This is a genomic window from Citrobacter sp. Cb031 (assembly GCF_030336725.1).
Classification (GTDB): domain Bacteria; phylum Pseudomonadota; class Gammaproteobacteria; order Enterobacterales; family Enterobacteriaceae; genus Citrobacter; species Citrobacter braakii.
In genome coordinates this window covers 176,777-192,033 of record NZ_JAOWDA010000033.1, presented here as the reverse complement: position 1 = coordinate 192,033, position 15,257 = coordinate 176,777, and the positions used below count along the sequence as shown (strand labels likewise).

General features: G+C 53.3%; 14 protein-coding genes. 5 read left to right on the top strand and 9 right to left on the bottom strand.

Going from position 1 to position 15,257, the window contains the following annotated elements:
- Positions 1 to 164 precede the first annotated feature (164 nt).
- Entirely contained in the window at positions 165 to 1,010 is an 846-nt protein-coding gene (araC, locus tag OGV93_RS14600) for an arabinose operon transcriptional regulator AraC (protein ID WP_003018834.1), read from the top strand.
- A gap of 119 nt (positions 1,011 to 1,129) precedes the next feature.
- Positions 1,130 to 1,897 carry a DedA family protein gene (locus OGV93_RS14595; protein ID WP_016151676.1) on the top strand — a complete coding sequence of 256 codons (768 nt, stop codon included), beginning with the start codon at positions 1,130 to 1,132 and terminating at the stop codon, positions 1,895 to 1,897.
- 49 nt (positions 1,898 to 1,946) lie between these two features.
- Here the strand turns inward: OGV93_RS14595 and thiQ are convergent, their stop codons facing one another.
- The 4 genes from thiQ to sgrR form a co-directional block, all read right to left on the bottom strand.
- Positions 1,947 to 2,648 (bottom strand): thiamine ABC transporter ATP-binding protein ThiQ, encoded by a 702-nt coding sequence (gene thiQ, locus OGV93_RS14590; protein WP_016151677.1) that lies wholly within the window; start codon positions 2,646 to 2,648, stop codon positions 1,947 to 1,949.
- Complete coding sequence (thiP, locus tag OGV93_RS14585) at positions 2,632 to 4,242, bottom strand: thiamine/thiamine pyrophosphate ABC transporter permease ThiP (protein ID WP_287109637.1); 1,611 nt, start codon at positions 4,240 to 4,242, stop codon at positions 2,632 to 2,634. The genes thiQ and thiP overlap by 17 nt, the downstream gene beginning before the upstream one ends.
- Positions 4,218 to 5,201, bottom strand: coding sequence for a thiamine ABC transporter substrate binding subunit (gene thiB, locus OGV93_RS14580; protein WP_287109636.1), 984 nt, complete (start codon positions 5,199 to 5,201; stop codon positions 4,218 to 4,220). The genes thiP and thiB overlap by 25 nt, the downstream gene beginning before the upstream one ends.
- A 375-nt stretch (positions 5,202 to 5,576) precedes the next feature.
- Positions 5,577 to 7,232 carry an HTH-type transcriptional regulator SgrR gene (sgrR, locus tag OGV93_RS14575; protein ID WP_181221200.1) on the bottom strand — a complete coding sequence of 552 codons (1,656 nt, stop codon included), beginning with the start codon at positions 7,230 to 7,232 and terminating at the stop codon, positions 5,577 to 5,579.
- Between the two features lie 99 nt (positions 7,233 to 7,331).
- On the opposite strand from sgrR, the gene sgrT reads away from it, so the two are divergent.
- A complete protein-coding gene (gene sgrT / locus OGV93_RS14570) occupies positions 7,332 to 7,454 on the top strand; it encodes a glucose uptake inhibitor SgrT (protein WP_016151681.1) in 123 nt (40 codons plus the stop codon).
- Positions 7,455 to 7,569: 115 nt separating this feature from the next.
- Positions 7,570 to 8,748, top strand: a complete 1,179-nt coding sequence (locus OGV93_RS14565) for a sugar efflux transporter (RefSeq protein ID WP_019078362.1) — start codon at positions 7,570 to 7,572, stop codon at positions 8,746 to 8,748.
- A 45-nt stretch (positions 8,749 to 8,793) separates the two neighbouring features.
- Here OGV93_RS14565 and leuD read toward each other — a convergent pair whose 3' ends face one another.
- The 5 genes from leuD to leuL all read right to left on the bottom strand — a co-directional run bounded on the left by leuD (position 8,794) and on the right by leuL (position 13,652).
- Positions 8,794 to 9,399: a 3-isopropylmalate dehydratase small subunit gene (gene leuD, locus OGV93_RS14560; RefSeq protein WP_016155684.1), complete on the bottom strand. Its 606-nt coding sequence runs from the start codon at positions 9,397 to 9,399 to the stop codon at positions 8,794 to 8,796.
- A gap of 10 nt (positions 9,400 to 9,409) precedes the next feature.
- The gene (gene leuC, locus OGV93_RS14555) at positions 9,410 to 10,810 is read right to left on the bottom strand and encodes a 3-isopropylmalate dehydratase large subunit (RefSeq protein WP_016155685.1); all 1,401 of its coding nucleotides are present in this window, start codon (positions 10,808 to 10,810) and stop codon (positions 9,410 to 9,412) included.
- 2 nt (positions 10,811 to 10,812) lie between these two features.
- Entirely contained in the window at positions 10,813 to 11,904 is a 1,092-nt protein-coding gene (gene leuB / locus OGV93_RS14550; RefSeq protein ID WP_016155686.1) for a 3-isopropylmalate dehydrogenase, read from the bottom strand.
- Positions 11,904 to 13,475, bottom strand: coding sequence for a 2-isopropylmalate synthase (leuA, locus tag OGV93_RS14545; protein ID WP_016151686.1), 1,572 nt, complete (start codon positions 13,473 to 13,475; stop codon positions 11,904 to 11,906). The genes leuB and leuA overlap by 1 nt, the downstream gene beginning before the upstream one ends.
- Before the next feature lie 90 nt (positions 13,476 to 13,565).
- Positions 13,566 to 13,652: a leu operon leader peptide gene (leuL, locus tag OGV93_RS23850; RefSeq protein ID WP_049269161.1), complete on the bottom strand. Its 87-nt coding sequence runs from the start codon at positions 13,650 to 13,652 to the stop codon at positions 13,566 to 13,568.
- Between the two features lie 654 nt (positions 13,653 to 14,306).
- Between leuL and leuO the strand changes: the two genes are divergently transcribed.
- Positions 14,307 to 15,254, top strand: a complete 948-nt coding sequence (leuO, locus tag OGV93_RS14540; protein WP_016151687.1) for a transcriptional regulator LeuO — start codon at positions 14,307 to 14,309, stop codon at positions 15,252 to 15,254.
- Positions 15,255 to 15,257: the final 3 nt, after the last annotated feature.

Here is a 15,257-nt window from a genome sequence, read left to right as displayed (position 1 = left end):
CGATTTTAACGTTGGCGCAGTACATATTTTTTACAAAGTGCTTTTCACAAGCGGGGTTGATGGTCCATTACCGCAAACACAGCGGCCCGCAGGGGCGACGGCAATGATGTCTGGCGTAATATGGACAAATTGTTTCTTAGCAGAACATAGGGAGTATTGAAATTATGGCTGAAACGCAAAACGATCCCCTGCTGCCAGGCTATTCGTTTAACGCGCATTTGGTGGCTGGATTAACCCCCATCGAGGCGAACGGATACCTGGATTTTTTTATCGACAGGCCGCTGGGTATGAAGGGCTATATCCTCAATCTCACTATCCGTGGCGAAGGGGTTATCAATAATCAGGGCAAACAATTTGTCTGTCGGCCTGGCGATATTTTGCTGTTTCCGCCCGGAGAAATTCACCACTACGGACGCCATCCTGATGCCAGTGAGTGGTATCACCAGTGGGTTTACTTTCGCCCACGCGCCTACTGGCAGGAGTGGCTGACCTGGCCGGCCATTTTTGCCCAGACCGGATTCTTTCGTCCGGATGAAGCACATCAGCCGCATTTTAACGAACTGTTTGGGCAGATAATCAACGCCGGGCAGGGAGAAGGTCGCTATTCCGAACTGCTGGCGATTAATTTACTGGAACAGTTATTGCTCCGCCGTATGGAAGCCATTAATGAATCGCTGCATCCCCCCATGGACAACCGCGTGCGCGACGCCTGCCAGTACATCAGCGATCACCTGGCGGACAGTAATTTTGATATTGCCAGCGTCGCACAGCACGTCTGCCTGTCACCTTCCCGTTTGTCGCATCTGTTCCGTCAGCAGTTGGGTATCAGCGTATTAAGCTGGCGCGAGGATCAGCGTATCAGCCAGGCCAAGCTATTGCTGAGTACCACTCGTATGCCCATTGCTACGGTGGGGCGCAATGTTGGCTTTGACGATCAGCTCTATTTTTCTCGCGTTTTCAAAAAATGTACTGGCGCCAGTCCGAGCGAGTTTCGCGCCGGATGTGAATAAAAAGTGAATGATGTGTCCTGAAAGTTGTCATAACTCGCAATCTATTCAGACAATTGATGGCTTGACGAAGTTGAGACGGGTTATCAAAATCCCTGCTTCGTAAATCTGACGGACACATTATGCAAGCATTGCTGGAACACTTTATTCTTCAGTCCGCCCTGTACTCCCTGATCGCCGTACTGCTGGTGGCCTTTCTGGAGTCGCTGGCGCTGGTTGGTCTGATTCTGCCCGGTACCGTGATGATGGCGGGGCTGGGGGCGCTGATTGGCAGTGGCGAACTGAACTTCTGGCATGCCTGGCTTGCGGGCATCATTGGTTGCCTGTTGGGGGACTGGATCTCTTTCTGGTTGGGCTGGCGCTTTAAAAAGCCGCTGCACCGTTGGTCGTTCATGAAAAAGAACAAGGCGTTGCTGGATAAAACCGAGCACGCGCTGCATCAGCACAGCATGTTTACCATTCTGGTGGGGCGTTTTGTGGGACCGACGCGTCCGCTGGTGCCAATGGTGGCGGGCATGCTGGATCTGCCTGTCGCTAAATTTATCGTCCCGAATATTATTGGTTGCGTACTGTGGCCGCCGTTCTACTTCCTGCCGGGGATCCTGGCGGGGGCGGCAATTGATATTCCTTCTGAGATGCAGAGCGGGGATTTCAAATGGTTGCTGCTGGCGACGGCGCTGTTGCTATGGGTAGGGGGCTGGTTTTGCTGGCGACTGTGGCGTAGCGGCAAAGCGGCAGTCGATCGCTTAACCGCGTATTTCCCCCGCAGCCGTTTACTGTATCTGGCGCCGTTGACGCTTGGGATCGGCGTGGTTGCGCTGGTGGCGTTACTGCGCCATCCGCTGATGCCGGTGTATATTGATATTCTGCGTAAAGTCGTGGGTTTCTGAGGATTCTTTTGCCGGATGGCGCTGACGCTTATCCGGCCTGGGAAATCAATCACTCGGCTTTGATGCCCAAGAGCGTCGAGGCGCTGGCCTGACCGCTTAATAACTCATCCGTTTTGCCCTGCCAGGCGATGCGCCCGTCGGCGACCACAATCGAACGGGACGCAATTCGCGCCGCATCTTCTACGCTGTGGGACACCATCAGCAACGTAAGCTGTTTATCGCGACAGACCTCGGCAACCAGCGTTAACATCTCCTGGCGCAGGGCGGGATCGAGCGCAGAGAACGGTTCATCAAGCAGCAAAATGGGTTGTTCCCGCACCAGGCAACGCGCCAGCGCTACGCGCTGTCGCTGACCGCCGGAAAGCTCACCGGGGAGGCGCTCCAGCAGTGAGTCGATCCCCATTTGCTGGGCGATGTGATGCATTTTCTCCCGCTGCGATGCGTTCAGCTTCAATCCCGGGTTAAGGCCCAGGCCGATGTTTTGCTGCACGCTCAGGTGGCTGAACAGGTTATTTTCCTGAAACAGCATCGAAACGGGGCGACGTGAGGGAGGCGTGGCGGTGTGATCTTCACCTTCAATCAACATAGTACCGCTGGCAGGCGTGAGGAAGCCGGCGATCAGATTCAGAAGCGTACTTTTCCCGGCGCCGCTGGGCCCGAGGATCGCGACCTGCTCACCGCGTGCGATCGACAGCGTAAAGCGCATCGGCAAATGGTGATAAAGCCATGTGATATCAATCAGTTTTAACATTTCGACCCGGCAATTTCTCAATAACGGTAAACAGCGTAAAGCACAGGATCAGCAGCAATAACGCCGTAACTGCGCCATCCTGACTGCGATAAGAGCCAATCTGCTGATATAAATAAAACGGCAGGGTGCGGAAATCCTCATTACCAAATAGCGCGACCACGCCAAAATCGCCAATCGACAGCACGCAGGCAAAAGCCATCGCCTGCGCCAGCGGGCGCTTCAGGGCACGCAGTTCAACCACTTTCAGGCGCGACCATCCCTCAATTCCCAACGACTGGCACAACATACTGTAGCGGGTGGTGACGTCCCGCATTGGGTTTTCCAGTACCTTCAGCGCGTAAGGGATCGCCATCAGCGCATTGGTAAAAATGACAATCCCGTCGGCTGATTCGGGGAGTCCAATGGTGTTATTGAGCAGCAGAAAGAAGCCGGTTGCCAGCACGATGCCCGGCATGGCGAGGATCATCATGCCGCTAAGTTCCAGCATCTGACCCGCCAGCACCTGCTGTCGGGCACGCAGTTCACGACTGCTCCATAACAGCATCATGGTGAGAACTACGCACAACGCACCTGCCGCCAGCGCAATGCGCAGCGAGGTTCCCAGTGCGTGCCACAGTACAGGTTGCTTAAGAACATCCAGCATATGGCGGTTAATACCATCGACAATTACCGCCAGCAGCGGCGGCAGCAGTAGCAGCAGGGCCAGAATAATCAGCAGTGCGTCTGCCAGGCGGCTGTGCAGATGATCGTCGGGATCGCGCCAGCCCTGAACCAACGTGGTACCGGGGGCGATGGCGCGGCTCAGACGTTGGCTGAAGAGCACCAGCGCTAAACAACAAACCATCTGGATCAACGCCAGCATGGCGGCGCGGGCGGGATCGTAATCAAAGTTCAGCGCCTGATAAATCGCCAGCTCGATGGTTGTGGCCTGCGGTCCACCGCCCAGTGACAAAACAGTGGCGAAGCTGGCGAAACAGAGCATAAAGATGAGCGCCGCGACGGGAAGAATTTGCCGACGCAGCCACGGCCATTCAACAAAGCGGAAGAAATGCCAGCCGCGCAGACCCAACTGAGCGGCTAACTGTCGCTGTTCGCCGGGAATATTCTCCAGCGACTGCAACAGCAGACGACTGGCCATCGGCAGATTGAAAAAGACGTGCGCCAGCAGAATGCCCTGCAGACCGTACGGCGAAAACGTCCATTCCAGCCCGAATGTATGCCAGATCGAGGCCAGCCAGCCCTGACGACCGTACACGCTAAGAATACCGAAGACCGCGACCAGCACTGGCAGGATTAACGTCATCGCGCACAGGCGCAGCAGCGCCAGTCGTCCTGGAAAACGGCGGCGATAGAGCGCTCTGGCAAGGAAAATCGCCGGGATGACCGACAACACTGCGGATAAAAAAGCCTGCCAGAAAGAAAAGCGCACCACGTGCCACAGGTAGTCGTCTTGCCACAGTGAGAGCCACTCCCCCCGTGGGGCGTTAAACCACAGCGCCAGAAACGCGGCCAGGGCAACGGCCACCATCAGCGTGGCGGCGGTAAGCCCTGGAACCAGCCAGCCGGGAATTAACGGCTGACGGCGCGTTGCCATTCGCTAATCCATGCCTGGCGTTGAGCCGCAACCTGCTGCGGCGTAAATTCCAGCGCGGTGGCTGGCTTATTCAGTTGCTCGAATCCAGACGGCAGGGCGACCTGGGTTACCGGATACATCCAGTTACCGGTCGGAATCGCGTTCTGGAAGGCCGGAGACACCATAAACTTGAGGAATTTCTCGGCCAGTTCCGGCTGTTTGCTGGCCGCAGTACGGGCGGCGACTTCTACCTGCAAATAGTGGCCTTCGCTAAAGTTGGCTGCGACGTAGTTGTCTTTTTTCTCGGCGATGATGTGATAGGCCGGAGAGGTGGTGTAGCTGAGTACCAGGTCGCTTTCGCCTTTCAGGAACAGGCCGTAGGCTTCACTCCAGCCCTTGGTGACCGTGACGGTTTTTGCCGAAAGCGCGCGCCAGGCCTCCGGCGCATTATCGCCATAGACTTTTTGCATCCATAGCAGCAGGCCCAGCCCCGGCGTGCTGGTACGCGGGTCCTGATAAATGACGCGCCATTTTTGATCGCTCTCTACCAGTTCTTTCAGGCTTTTGGGCGGATTCTTCAGCTTGTTCTTATCATAAACGAAGGCGAAATAGCCGTAATCAAACGGAACGAAGGTATCGTTTTTCCAGCCGCCGGGCACGTTTACGGCTTCACTTGCTACACCGCTTTTGGCAAACAGTTTGGTTTGGGTGGCGGCTTCCAGAAGGTTGTTATCGAGGCCCAGTACGACGTCAGCTTTACTGTTTTTTCCTTCCATGCGCAGGCGGTTAAGCAGCGAGACACCATCTTCCAGCGCGACCAGTTTCAGTTCACAGTTGCAGTCAGCTTCAAAGGTTTTTTTTATTGTCGGGCCCGGGCCCCAGTCAGCTGCGAACGAGTCGTAGGTATAAACGGTCAGTACAGGTTTGGCGAAAGCAGGCGCTGCGCACAGCAGTAAAAGCGGAAGACATTTTTTAAACACTTTGCACCTCATAAAGTTGGGTGGCAAAGGACTTGAGTTGCAGCCTCAAATCCCTTCGCCGGCATTATCCGGATCAGGTTCGACGGGTATCTCTCAGCCCATACACTTCATCATTCACGCTGCCTCTGTGTTGGCTGCGTTACTCGGCCCATCTCCGGGCCTCGCCCCTTCGGGGCCGCTGCAAGCAGCGTTCAAATCTGCTCCCGGCAGATTTGTCGCTCACCCCAGTCACATAGTTATCTATGCTCCTGGGGACTCACTCGCTTGCCGCCTTGATGCAGCATGAATGATTTTGTGTATGTTTTTATTTAGCACCCCGTTGAGAACGGCGTTAGTGTAATGATTTTGTTGCTATGCGGCAATCAAGAGCCGGATCTAAGGATCCGGTGGTGCAAACCACGCTGATTTAAAATCAAACCAGCCGAGGGTATTCATGCGTAACCCGCGCATACTGCGCTGTCCTTGAATGATGAGCCAGTGGTGGATCAGCGGCACAATGGCCTTTGTGGCGAGCAGCTGTTGGCACCATGCCGCCAGGCTCATTTCGCCCGTTCGCCAGCGGGCCGCATCGTTTTTCCAGTCCCGCGAGATACAGTTTTGCAGCAACGGGACTTCGCACAAATGGGCGAACAGCGAGAAATCCAGCGGTAGGGTAAAGTTGGCGCTGTTGAGCCAGATATCGCTGACAATTTCACCCGCATGCCATTGATCGTAGTCGATCTCCTGAATATTTAACTGTACCTGATGCTCTGCCAGCAACGTCTTCATGATCTGCGCGATAATCCGATGTTCGATGTGATCGCGATAGTAGGTGATCGTCAGCGTTTCCAGTCCGGCGGGTTTTTCACCATGGCCGGGTTTGGCATGGTGCCAGCGGGGGAGCAAACCGTAGGCGGGAAACCACAGTCGCTGGAACTGTTCGTCGGCGTGGCAGATGAGATGGGTTGGCGAAAGAACGCGGCTAACCCAATCGCGAACCTCCTGATTAGCGCCACGGTGGGTGCGCGCATCAAACAGCAGGTAGTAGCAACCTTCTTCGAGGCGGCTTTCGATCGCCTTTTCATCCTCCGTGGGGCCTTTTAGCGTCAACCCACCGCCAGGCTCTTCGCCGATATCGGGTAACACCCAAACGTTAACTTCGTCGATCAGCGCCCGGTAGCCAAAGTAATCATCAAATGCATGAATTTTCAGTTGGTTATTGGTATTGCGCATCACCGCATAGGGACCAGTGCCAATTGGGTGGCTGGAGAAGTTGCTGAGCGTCTCCCATTCTCGCGGCAGGATCATGGCGGGGACTTGCCCCAATAGCCAGGGAAGCCAGCGGTCGGGTTGGGCGAGATGGATATCCAGCGTCCAGGCCGTGGGAGAAACGATCTGTGTGATGTGCGAGTACAGCGGCAGAGCGTTAATGCGTATCAGCGAGGTGATGACATCTTCCATTTCCAGTTCGCGGCCATGATGAAAATGAATCCCCGGACGCAGGAAGAATCGCCAGTGTAAAGGTGAAATCTGCTGCCAGTGATGGGCGATGTCCGCTTCCAGTTCCCCATTTTCCTCATTTACCCGAATTAAGGCGCTGAAGATTTGCCGGGCGATATGAGTTTCTGAACGGCGTAGCGCCGTACCGGGAAGCAGGTTGTGCATGGGACGATAATAGAGAACGCGCATGATGTGCCGCCCCTGGCGAAAACTGCGTCCCAGGTGCGAAACCAGCATCTGTCGTACGGCCGTTTTGTCACCGACCAGCTGCACCAGTTGATCGATGCGATCCTGTTCCAGCAGGTCTTCTGCCCGCTGCTGCTGGAGTGCCAGCCCGGTATAGAGGAAAGTCAGGCGCGAGCGTTTACCTCGCCCAACTTCGGCTTCCCACGTTAACCAACCGCGTTCTTGCATGGTATTGAGCAGGGTACGCATATGGCGGCGCGAACAACTCAGCAGCTCCGCCAGCTCGTTCAGCGTCGTGTCTTGCGTTTTGCCGTCACAGCATTGCCACAGACGGATGAACTGTTGTTGCAGACGACCAGAAGACATAAAAGGGGAACTCCTGCGAAAAACTCAGCAATTTTATTATCCCTATATTAAGCCAATAATAGATTCCGATGAAGCGATGAGACAACGAAGGGGTCATCTATGCGTCAGTTCTGGTTGAAATACTTTACCGCGACAGAAAAATCGTCCTGGTTGGCTTGCCTGAGCGCACCGCAGCGCTTAAAGATGCTCGAAGAACTGATGCAGTGGGAGGTGACAGCCTGACTCCTGAATTGGGAATTGCAGACATCATGTGTGACTGAGTATTGGTGTTAATCGCCGCGCCAGCAGATAATCACTGCTGGCTTTTTTTGTTTCTGCAGCGCTAAAAGGAACTGTAATGCTCTGGATTATGACCATGGGACGGCGCCTCAACGGCGTTTACGCGGCATTTATGCTGGTCGCTTTTATGATGGGCGTAGCAGGTGCATTGCAGGCACCCACGCTGAGCTTGTTCCTGAGCCGTGAAGTCGGGGCGCAGCCGTTTTGGGTCGGGCTGTTTTATACCGTCAATGCGATTGTCGGGATTGTTGTCAGCCTTGGCCTCGCGAAACGATCCGACAGCCAGGGCGACAGGCGCAAGCTGATCATGTTTTGCTGCCTGATGGCAATTGGAAACGCGCTGCTGTTTGCGTTTAATCGCCACTATCTCACGCTTATCACCTGCGGTGTACTGCTGGCCTCGCTGGCGAATACCGCCATGCCGCAGCTGTTTGCGCTGGCGCGGGAATACGCTGATAACTCCGCGCGTGAAGTGGTGATGTTTAGCTCGGTGATGCGTGCGCAGCTTTCGCTGGCCTGGGTAATTGGACCGCCGCTGGCCTTCATGCTGGCGCTGAATTACGGCTTTACGGCGATGTTTTCCATTGCCGCGGGGATTTTCGCCATTAGCCTGGTGCTGATTGCGCTGATACTGCCGTCAGTCACACGGGTGGAGCAACCTGTTGACGTACCGCTGGAACAGACCGGCGGTTGGCAGGACAAAAATGTGCGCATGTTGTTTATTGCCTCCACGTTGATGTGGACCTGCAATACCATGTACATCATCGATATGCCGCTGTGGATAAGCCTTGAGCTGGGGTTACCGGACAAGTTGGCCGGGATCCTGATGGGGACGGCGGCTGGGCTGGAAATTCCGGCGATGATCCTGGCGGGCTACTATGTGAAACGCTTTGGTAAACGGCGAATGATGATCGCGGCCGTCGCGGCTGGCGTCCTGTTTTATCTTGGTTTGATCTTCTTTCACAGCCGCACGGCGCTGCTGGTGCTGCAACTGTTTAATGCAGTATTTATCGGTATCATCGCCGGGATAGGAATGCTGTGGTTTCAGGATCTTATGCCCGGGCGTGCGGGGTCAGCGACCACATTATTTACCAACAGTATTTCAACGGGGGTCATTCTCGCGGGAGTGATTCAGGGGGCTGTTGCGCAAAGCTACGGTCACTTTGCCGTCTATTGGGTGATTGCGGCGATTTCTGTGGTCACGCTGGTGATGACCGGGCGGGTAAAGGACGTTTGATTTTTGTAGTGCCGGATGCGCTGCGCTTATCCGGCACCACAAGGACTAGCGCATAAACGCTGGCTGCTTGTCTTCGTACTCGGTGATGGCTGCTTCATGCTGCAGCGTCAGCCCGATGCTGTCCAGACCGTTCAGCATGCAGTGGCGGCGGAAGTCGTCGATTTTAAAGCTGTAGGACTTATCGCCCGCTTTCACCACCTGCGCTTGCAGATCCACTTCAAATTTAATGCCCGGATTGGCTTTCACCAGGGCGAACATTTCATCTACCTGCGCGTCGCTCAAGGTCACCGGCAGCAGTTGGTTATTGAAGCTGTTGCCGTAGAAGATGTCAGCGAAGCTTGGCGCGATCACTACTTTAAAGCCGTAATCGGTCAGCGCCCATGGCGCATGTTCACGGGAAGAGCCGCAGCCAAAGTTTTCCCGCGCCAGCAGAATTGACGCGCCTTTATATTCCGGGAAGTTCAGTACGAACTCTGGGTTAGGCTGTTGCCCTTTTTCATCCAGAAAACGCCAGTCGTTAAACAGATGAGCGCCAAAACCGGTGCGCGTAACCTTCTGCAAAAACTGTTTGGGAATAATCGCGTCGGTATCCACGTTGGCGGCATCCAGTGGGACAACCAGGCCGGTATGTTGGGTAAATTTCTCTGCCATGGTAGTTTCCTTATTTGATGCTGCGAATGTCGGCAAAATGACCGGTAACGGCGGCAGCGGCGGCCATGGCCGGGCTGACTAAGTGCGTGCGACCACCGCGGCCCTGGCGGCCTTCAAAGTTACGGTTGCTGGTGGATGCACAGCGCTCGCCTGGGTTCAGGCGGTCATTGTTCATGGCCAGACACATGGAACAGCCCGGTAAACGCCATTCAAACCCGGCTTCGATGAAGATCTTGTCCAGACCTTCCGCTTCAGCCTGCGCTTTCACCGGACCAGAACCCGGCACAACCAGCGCCTGTACGCCTGGCGCAACTTTGCGCCCTTTGGCGATTTGGGCCGCAGCGCGTAAATCTTCAATACGCGAGTTGGTACAGGAACCGATAAACACTTTATCGATGGCCACTTCTGTTAACGGAATGCCCGGTTTCAGCCCCATATATGCCAGCGCTTTTTCAGCCGATGCGCGCTCAACGGGATCGGAAAATGACGCCGGGTCGGGAATATTATCGTTCACCGAGATGACCTGACCCGGGTTCGTACCCCAAGTGACCTGCGGTGCGATTTCTTCTGCCTGCAGGGTAACGACGGTATCAAACGTCGCGTTGTCGTCGGTTTTCAGCGTTTTCCAGTACGCAACCGCGTTGGTAAAATCCTCACCCTTCGGTGCGTGTAAACGACCCTGCACATAGTTAAAGGTGGTTTCATCCGGTGCGACCAGACCTGCTTTGGCGCCCATTTCAATGGCCATGTTGCACAGGGTCATACGGCCTTCCATGCTCAGCGCACGGATGGCTTCGCCACAAAATTCAACGACGTGTCCGGTACCGCCTGCACTACCGGTTTTACCGATAATCGCCAGCACGATATCTTTGGCGGTAATGCCAGGTGCTGCTGTGCCGTTAACTTCAATCTTCATGGTTTTGGCACGCCCCTGTTTCAGGGTCTGCGTCGCCAGAACGTGTTCAACTTCAGAGGTGCCAATACCAAAGGCCAGCGCGCCAAACGCGCCGTGTGTGGCGGTGTGGGAGTCGCCGCAAACGATGGTCATACCCGGCAACGTTACGCCTTGCTCAGGCCCCATCACGTGAACGATCCCCTGATACGGGTGGTTCAGGTCGTACAGTTCGACGCCAAATTCATTGCAGTTTTTGATCAATTCCTGCATCTGAATGCGCGCCATTTCGCCGGAAGCGTTAATGTCTTTGGTTTGCGTGGAGACGTTATGGTCCATGGTGGCAAAGGTTTTACCCGGCTGGCGCACCTGACGGCCATGCGCACGCAGGCCATCAAACGCCTGCGGAGAGGTCACTTCATGCACCAGATGTCTGTCGATATACAACAGCGGGGTTTCGTTTTGCGCTTCGTAGACGACGTGCGCATCGAACAATTTTTCGTATAACGTTTTGGCCATGATTACACCCCTTCTGCGACGTAACGGGCAATAATGTCACCCATTTCATCGGTACCGACTGCGGCAGCGCCACGGGCTAAGTCACCGGTGCGAATGCCTTCTTCTAATGCGCGGTTGATGGCGCTCTCAATTGCGGTTGCCGCATCATTGGCGTCCAGGCTGTAGCGCAGCAGCAGCGCCAGCGAAAGGATTTGGGCGATAGGGTTAGCAATGTTTTTCCCGGCGATATCCGGAGCGGACCCGCCAGCGGGCTCGTACAGACCAAAGCCCTGCTCATTCAGGCTGGCGGACGGTAACATCCCCATTGATCCGGTGATCATGGCGCATTCGTCAGACAGAATGTCGCCAAACAAGTTGGAGCACAGCAGCACGTCGAACTGGGATGGATCTTTGATCAACTGCATCGTCGCGTTGTCGATGTACATATGCGCCAGCTCAACATCCGGATATTCATTAGCAATTTCATTGACGATTTGGCGCCACAGAATAGACGTTTGCAGTACGTTGGCTTTATCAATCGACGTGACTTTGCGGCGACGCTGGCGAGCAGATTCAAACGCGATACGTGCGATACGCTCGATCTCGAAACGGTGATAAACCTCGGTATCAAAGGCTTTTTCATGTTGTCCGCTGCCTTCGCGGCCTTTTGGCTGACCGAAGTAGATACCGCCGGTCAGTTCGCGCACGCACAGGATGTCGAAACCGTTCGCGGCAATATCTGCGCGCAGAGGGCAAAATGCTTCCAGCCCCTGGTACAGCTTAGCCGGGCGCAGGTTGCTGAATAATTTGAAGTGTTTACGCAACGGCAGCAGCGCGCCGCGTTCAGGCTGCTGGTTTGGCGGCAGATTTTCCCATTTCGGACCGCCAACGGAGCCAAACAGAATGGCGTCAGCTTGCTCACATCCTTCAACCGTCGCTGGCGGCAGCGGCTGACCATGGTTATCGATAGCTGCCCCCCCCACGTCGTAGTGGCTGGTGGTAATGCGCATGTTAAAACGGTTGCGGATTGCGTCCAGTACCTTCAGGGCTTGCGCCATCACTTCCGGACCAATACCGTCGCCCGGCAAAACAGCAATATGATAATTCTTCGACATCACACGGTTTCCTTGTTGTTCTCGTTGTTCTGAGCTTTGCGTTGCAATTCTTTTTCGACTTCTTCGGCGCGCCAAATGTTGTTCAGCACATGAACCATCGCTTTCGCGGACGATTCGACGATATCTGTTGCCAGACCGACGCCGTGGAAGCGGCGACCGTTATAATTAGCAACGATATCCACCTGGCCCAGCGCATCTTTACCGTGCCCTTTGGCGGTCAGGCTGTATTTCACCAGTTCGATGTTGTACTCGGTCACACGGTTGATGGCCTGATAAATGGCATCGACCGGACCGTTACCGTTCGCCGCTTCGGCTTTGACTTCTTCACCGCAGGCCAGCTTGACGGAGGCGGTGGCGATGTCATTTGAGCCGGACTGCACGCTGAAGTAATCCAGACGGAAATGCTCCGGCTCTTCCTGCTGTTTATTAATAAAGGCCAGCGCTTCCAGGTCGTAATCAAATACCTGACCTTTTTTATCCGCCAGCTTCAGGAATGCGTCGTACAGGTTGTCCAGGTTGTATTCATTCTCTTTATATCCCATCTCGTCCATACGGTGTTTCACCGCGGCGCGTCCGGAACGGGAAGTCAGGTTCAACTGCACCTGGTTCAGACCGATGGATTCAGGCGTCATGATTTCGTAGTTTTCACGATTTTTCAGTACGCCGTCCTGATGGATGCCAGAGGAGTGGGCAAAGGCGCCGCTACCGACAATGGCTTTGTTGGCCGGAATGGGCATGTTGCAGATTTGGCTGACTAACTGACTGGTACGCCAGATTTCCTGGTGATTAATGCGGGTCTGTACGTTCAGGATATCTTTGCGCACTTTGATCGCCATGATCACTTCTTCCAGTGAGCAGTTACCGGCGCGTTCGCCGATACCGTTCATCGCGCCTTCCACCTGGCGAGCACCGGCGTGGACGGCCGCCAACGCGTTGCCAACGCCCAGACCTAAATCATCATGGGTGTGCACGGAGATGATGGCTTTATCGATATTCGGTACGCGTTCATACAGACCAGAAATGATTGCTCCGAATTCGAAAGGCATGGTGTAGCCAACGGTATCGGGGATATTGATAGTTTTGGCACCCGCATTAATCGCGGCTTCGACCACGCGGGCCAGATCGGCAATAGGGGTACGGCCAGCATCCTCGCATGAGAACTCCACGTCATCTGTATAATTACGCGCACGCTTCACCATGTAGACTGCTCGCTCGATCACTTCATCCAACGTGCTGCGCAATTTCGTCGCGATATGCATCGGCGAGGTGGCGATGAACGTATGAATGCGGAAAGCCTCAGCGACCTTCAGAGATTCTGCGGCAACGTCGATATCTTTTTCTACGCAGCGGGCTAAGGCGCAAACGCGGCTGTTCTTCACCTGACGAGCGATGGTTTGTACGGACTCAAAGTCACCCGGTGAAGAGACCGGAAAACCGACCTCCATCACGTCAACGCCCATACGCTCGAGGGCCAGCGCAATCTGCAGTTTTTCTTTCACACTCAGGCTCGCCTGTAACGCCTGTTCACCGTCACGTAAGGTGGTATCGAAAATAATGACTTGCTGGCTCATGGTTTAGGTCCTTGGTCTTTAGGGCGCCTTGCTTCGAGCATAAAAAAACCCGCGCAACGGCGCGGGTTTTTTGTCTTAACTGGAGCTGACTTAATGCTGAATGTCGTCCACCAGTCTACCGCGCAATGAGAATGCGTTTAGTAGTAGTAGACCGATAAAACGAGCAATGTAAGTCATCAATCAAGCTCCAGGCGAATGCGATATGCTTTTAGTGGTACTGGATATGAAGACTGATGTCAACCCCATTCCCTGCAAATGCTCCCGTTAAGGGGGAAAGTTTCTGATAAACTTAAGCGAATTGTGCTGAATTTCTCAGGGTATATAAAATTAATCATCTGATCGTTGAACATATTTTTCACGGTTTGACATATTTAAGCATATTTATTTGCATTTATGGTAACGAAGAACTAAAGATAACGCCTCATTTGGGATTTCATATCTTTATGATTTATCAGCTTTTATAGTCATTCTGAATGGATGAAACCAATGTGTTACCCAATAATTGATAAATTAATGTTAACTTTTAATGTGTTAATAATAGAAATGTTTAATTAAAACTTAAATACGTATTCACTGTGCGTATGATTGTGTATTCGCCACGCTTATGGTTATATTGTTTTCGAAATTTAAACATATGAATCATCGCGCAGTGACATCTGCCGCACTACGCTTGTGGTGTTCTTTTGTACATTTAGATTTGTGCCTTTATGTTTTCCTAATTTTAATGTTTTTCCTTTTTCTTATTTTATATGCATGGTAAATCATATTAACGGAGATTATTTCTGCACTCCGTCTGGGAAAAGGGAGTTTAGAGTGACAGTGGAGTTAAATATGCCAGAAGTAAAAATAATAGATAAATCTAATCTCATAGAGATGGGGAAGCCACAGCTTCGCATGGTTGATCTTAATTTATTAACTGTTTTTGATGCGGTGATGCAGGAACAAAATATTACGCGTGCTGCACATACGCTGGGGATGTCGCAACCCGCTGTCAGTAATGCGGTCGCACGCCTGAAAGTCATGTTTAACGATGAGCTTTTTGTTCGTTATGGCCGTGGAATCCAGCCGACAGCAAGAGCCTTCCAGCTGTTTGGCTCCGTTCGTCAGGCATTGCAATTAGTGCAGAATGAACTGCCTGGTTCCGGCTTTGAACCTACCAGCAGCGAGCGTGTATTCAATCTTTGCGTATGCAGTCCATTGGATAATATTCTTACTTCGTTGATTTATAATCGAGTTGAACAAGTCGCGCCGAACATTAATGTCGTTTTTAAATCTTCACTAAATCTAAATACCGAGCACCAATTACGTTATCAGGAAACTGAGTTTGTTATTAGCTATGAAGAATTCCGTCGTCCGGAATTTACCAGTGTTCCGTTATTCAATGACGAAATGGTGTTAGTGGCAAGCAAAAAACATCCGCGCATTAGTGGCCCATTGCTGGAAAGCAATCTCTATCATGAACAGCATGCCGTGGTTTCGCTCGATCGCTTCGCCTCATTCAGCCAGCCGTGGTATGACACACCGGATAAACAATCCTGCGTGGCTTATCAGGGAATGGCATTAATCAGCGTGCTTAATATTGTGTCGCAAACGCACCTGGTCTCTATTGCGCCGCGTTGGTTGGCGGAAGAGTTCGCCGATTCTTTAGAACTGCAGATATTGCCTTTACCTTTAAAATTGAATAGCCGCACATGTTATCTTTCCTGGCATGAGGCTGCGGGGCGCGATAAAGGACATCAATGGATGGAAGAACTGTTGGTCTCCGTCTGTAAGAAGTAGCCG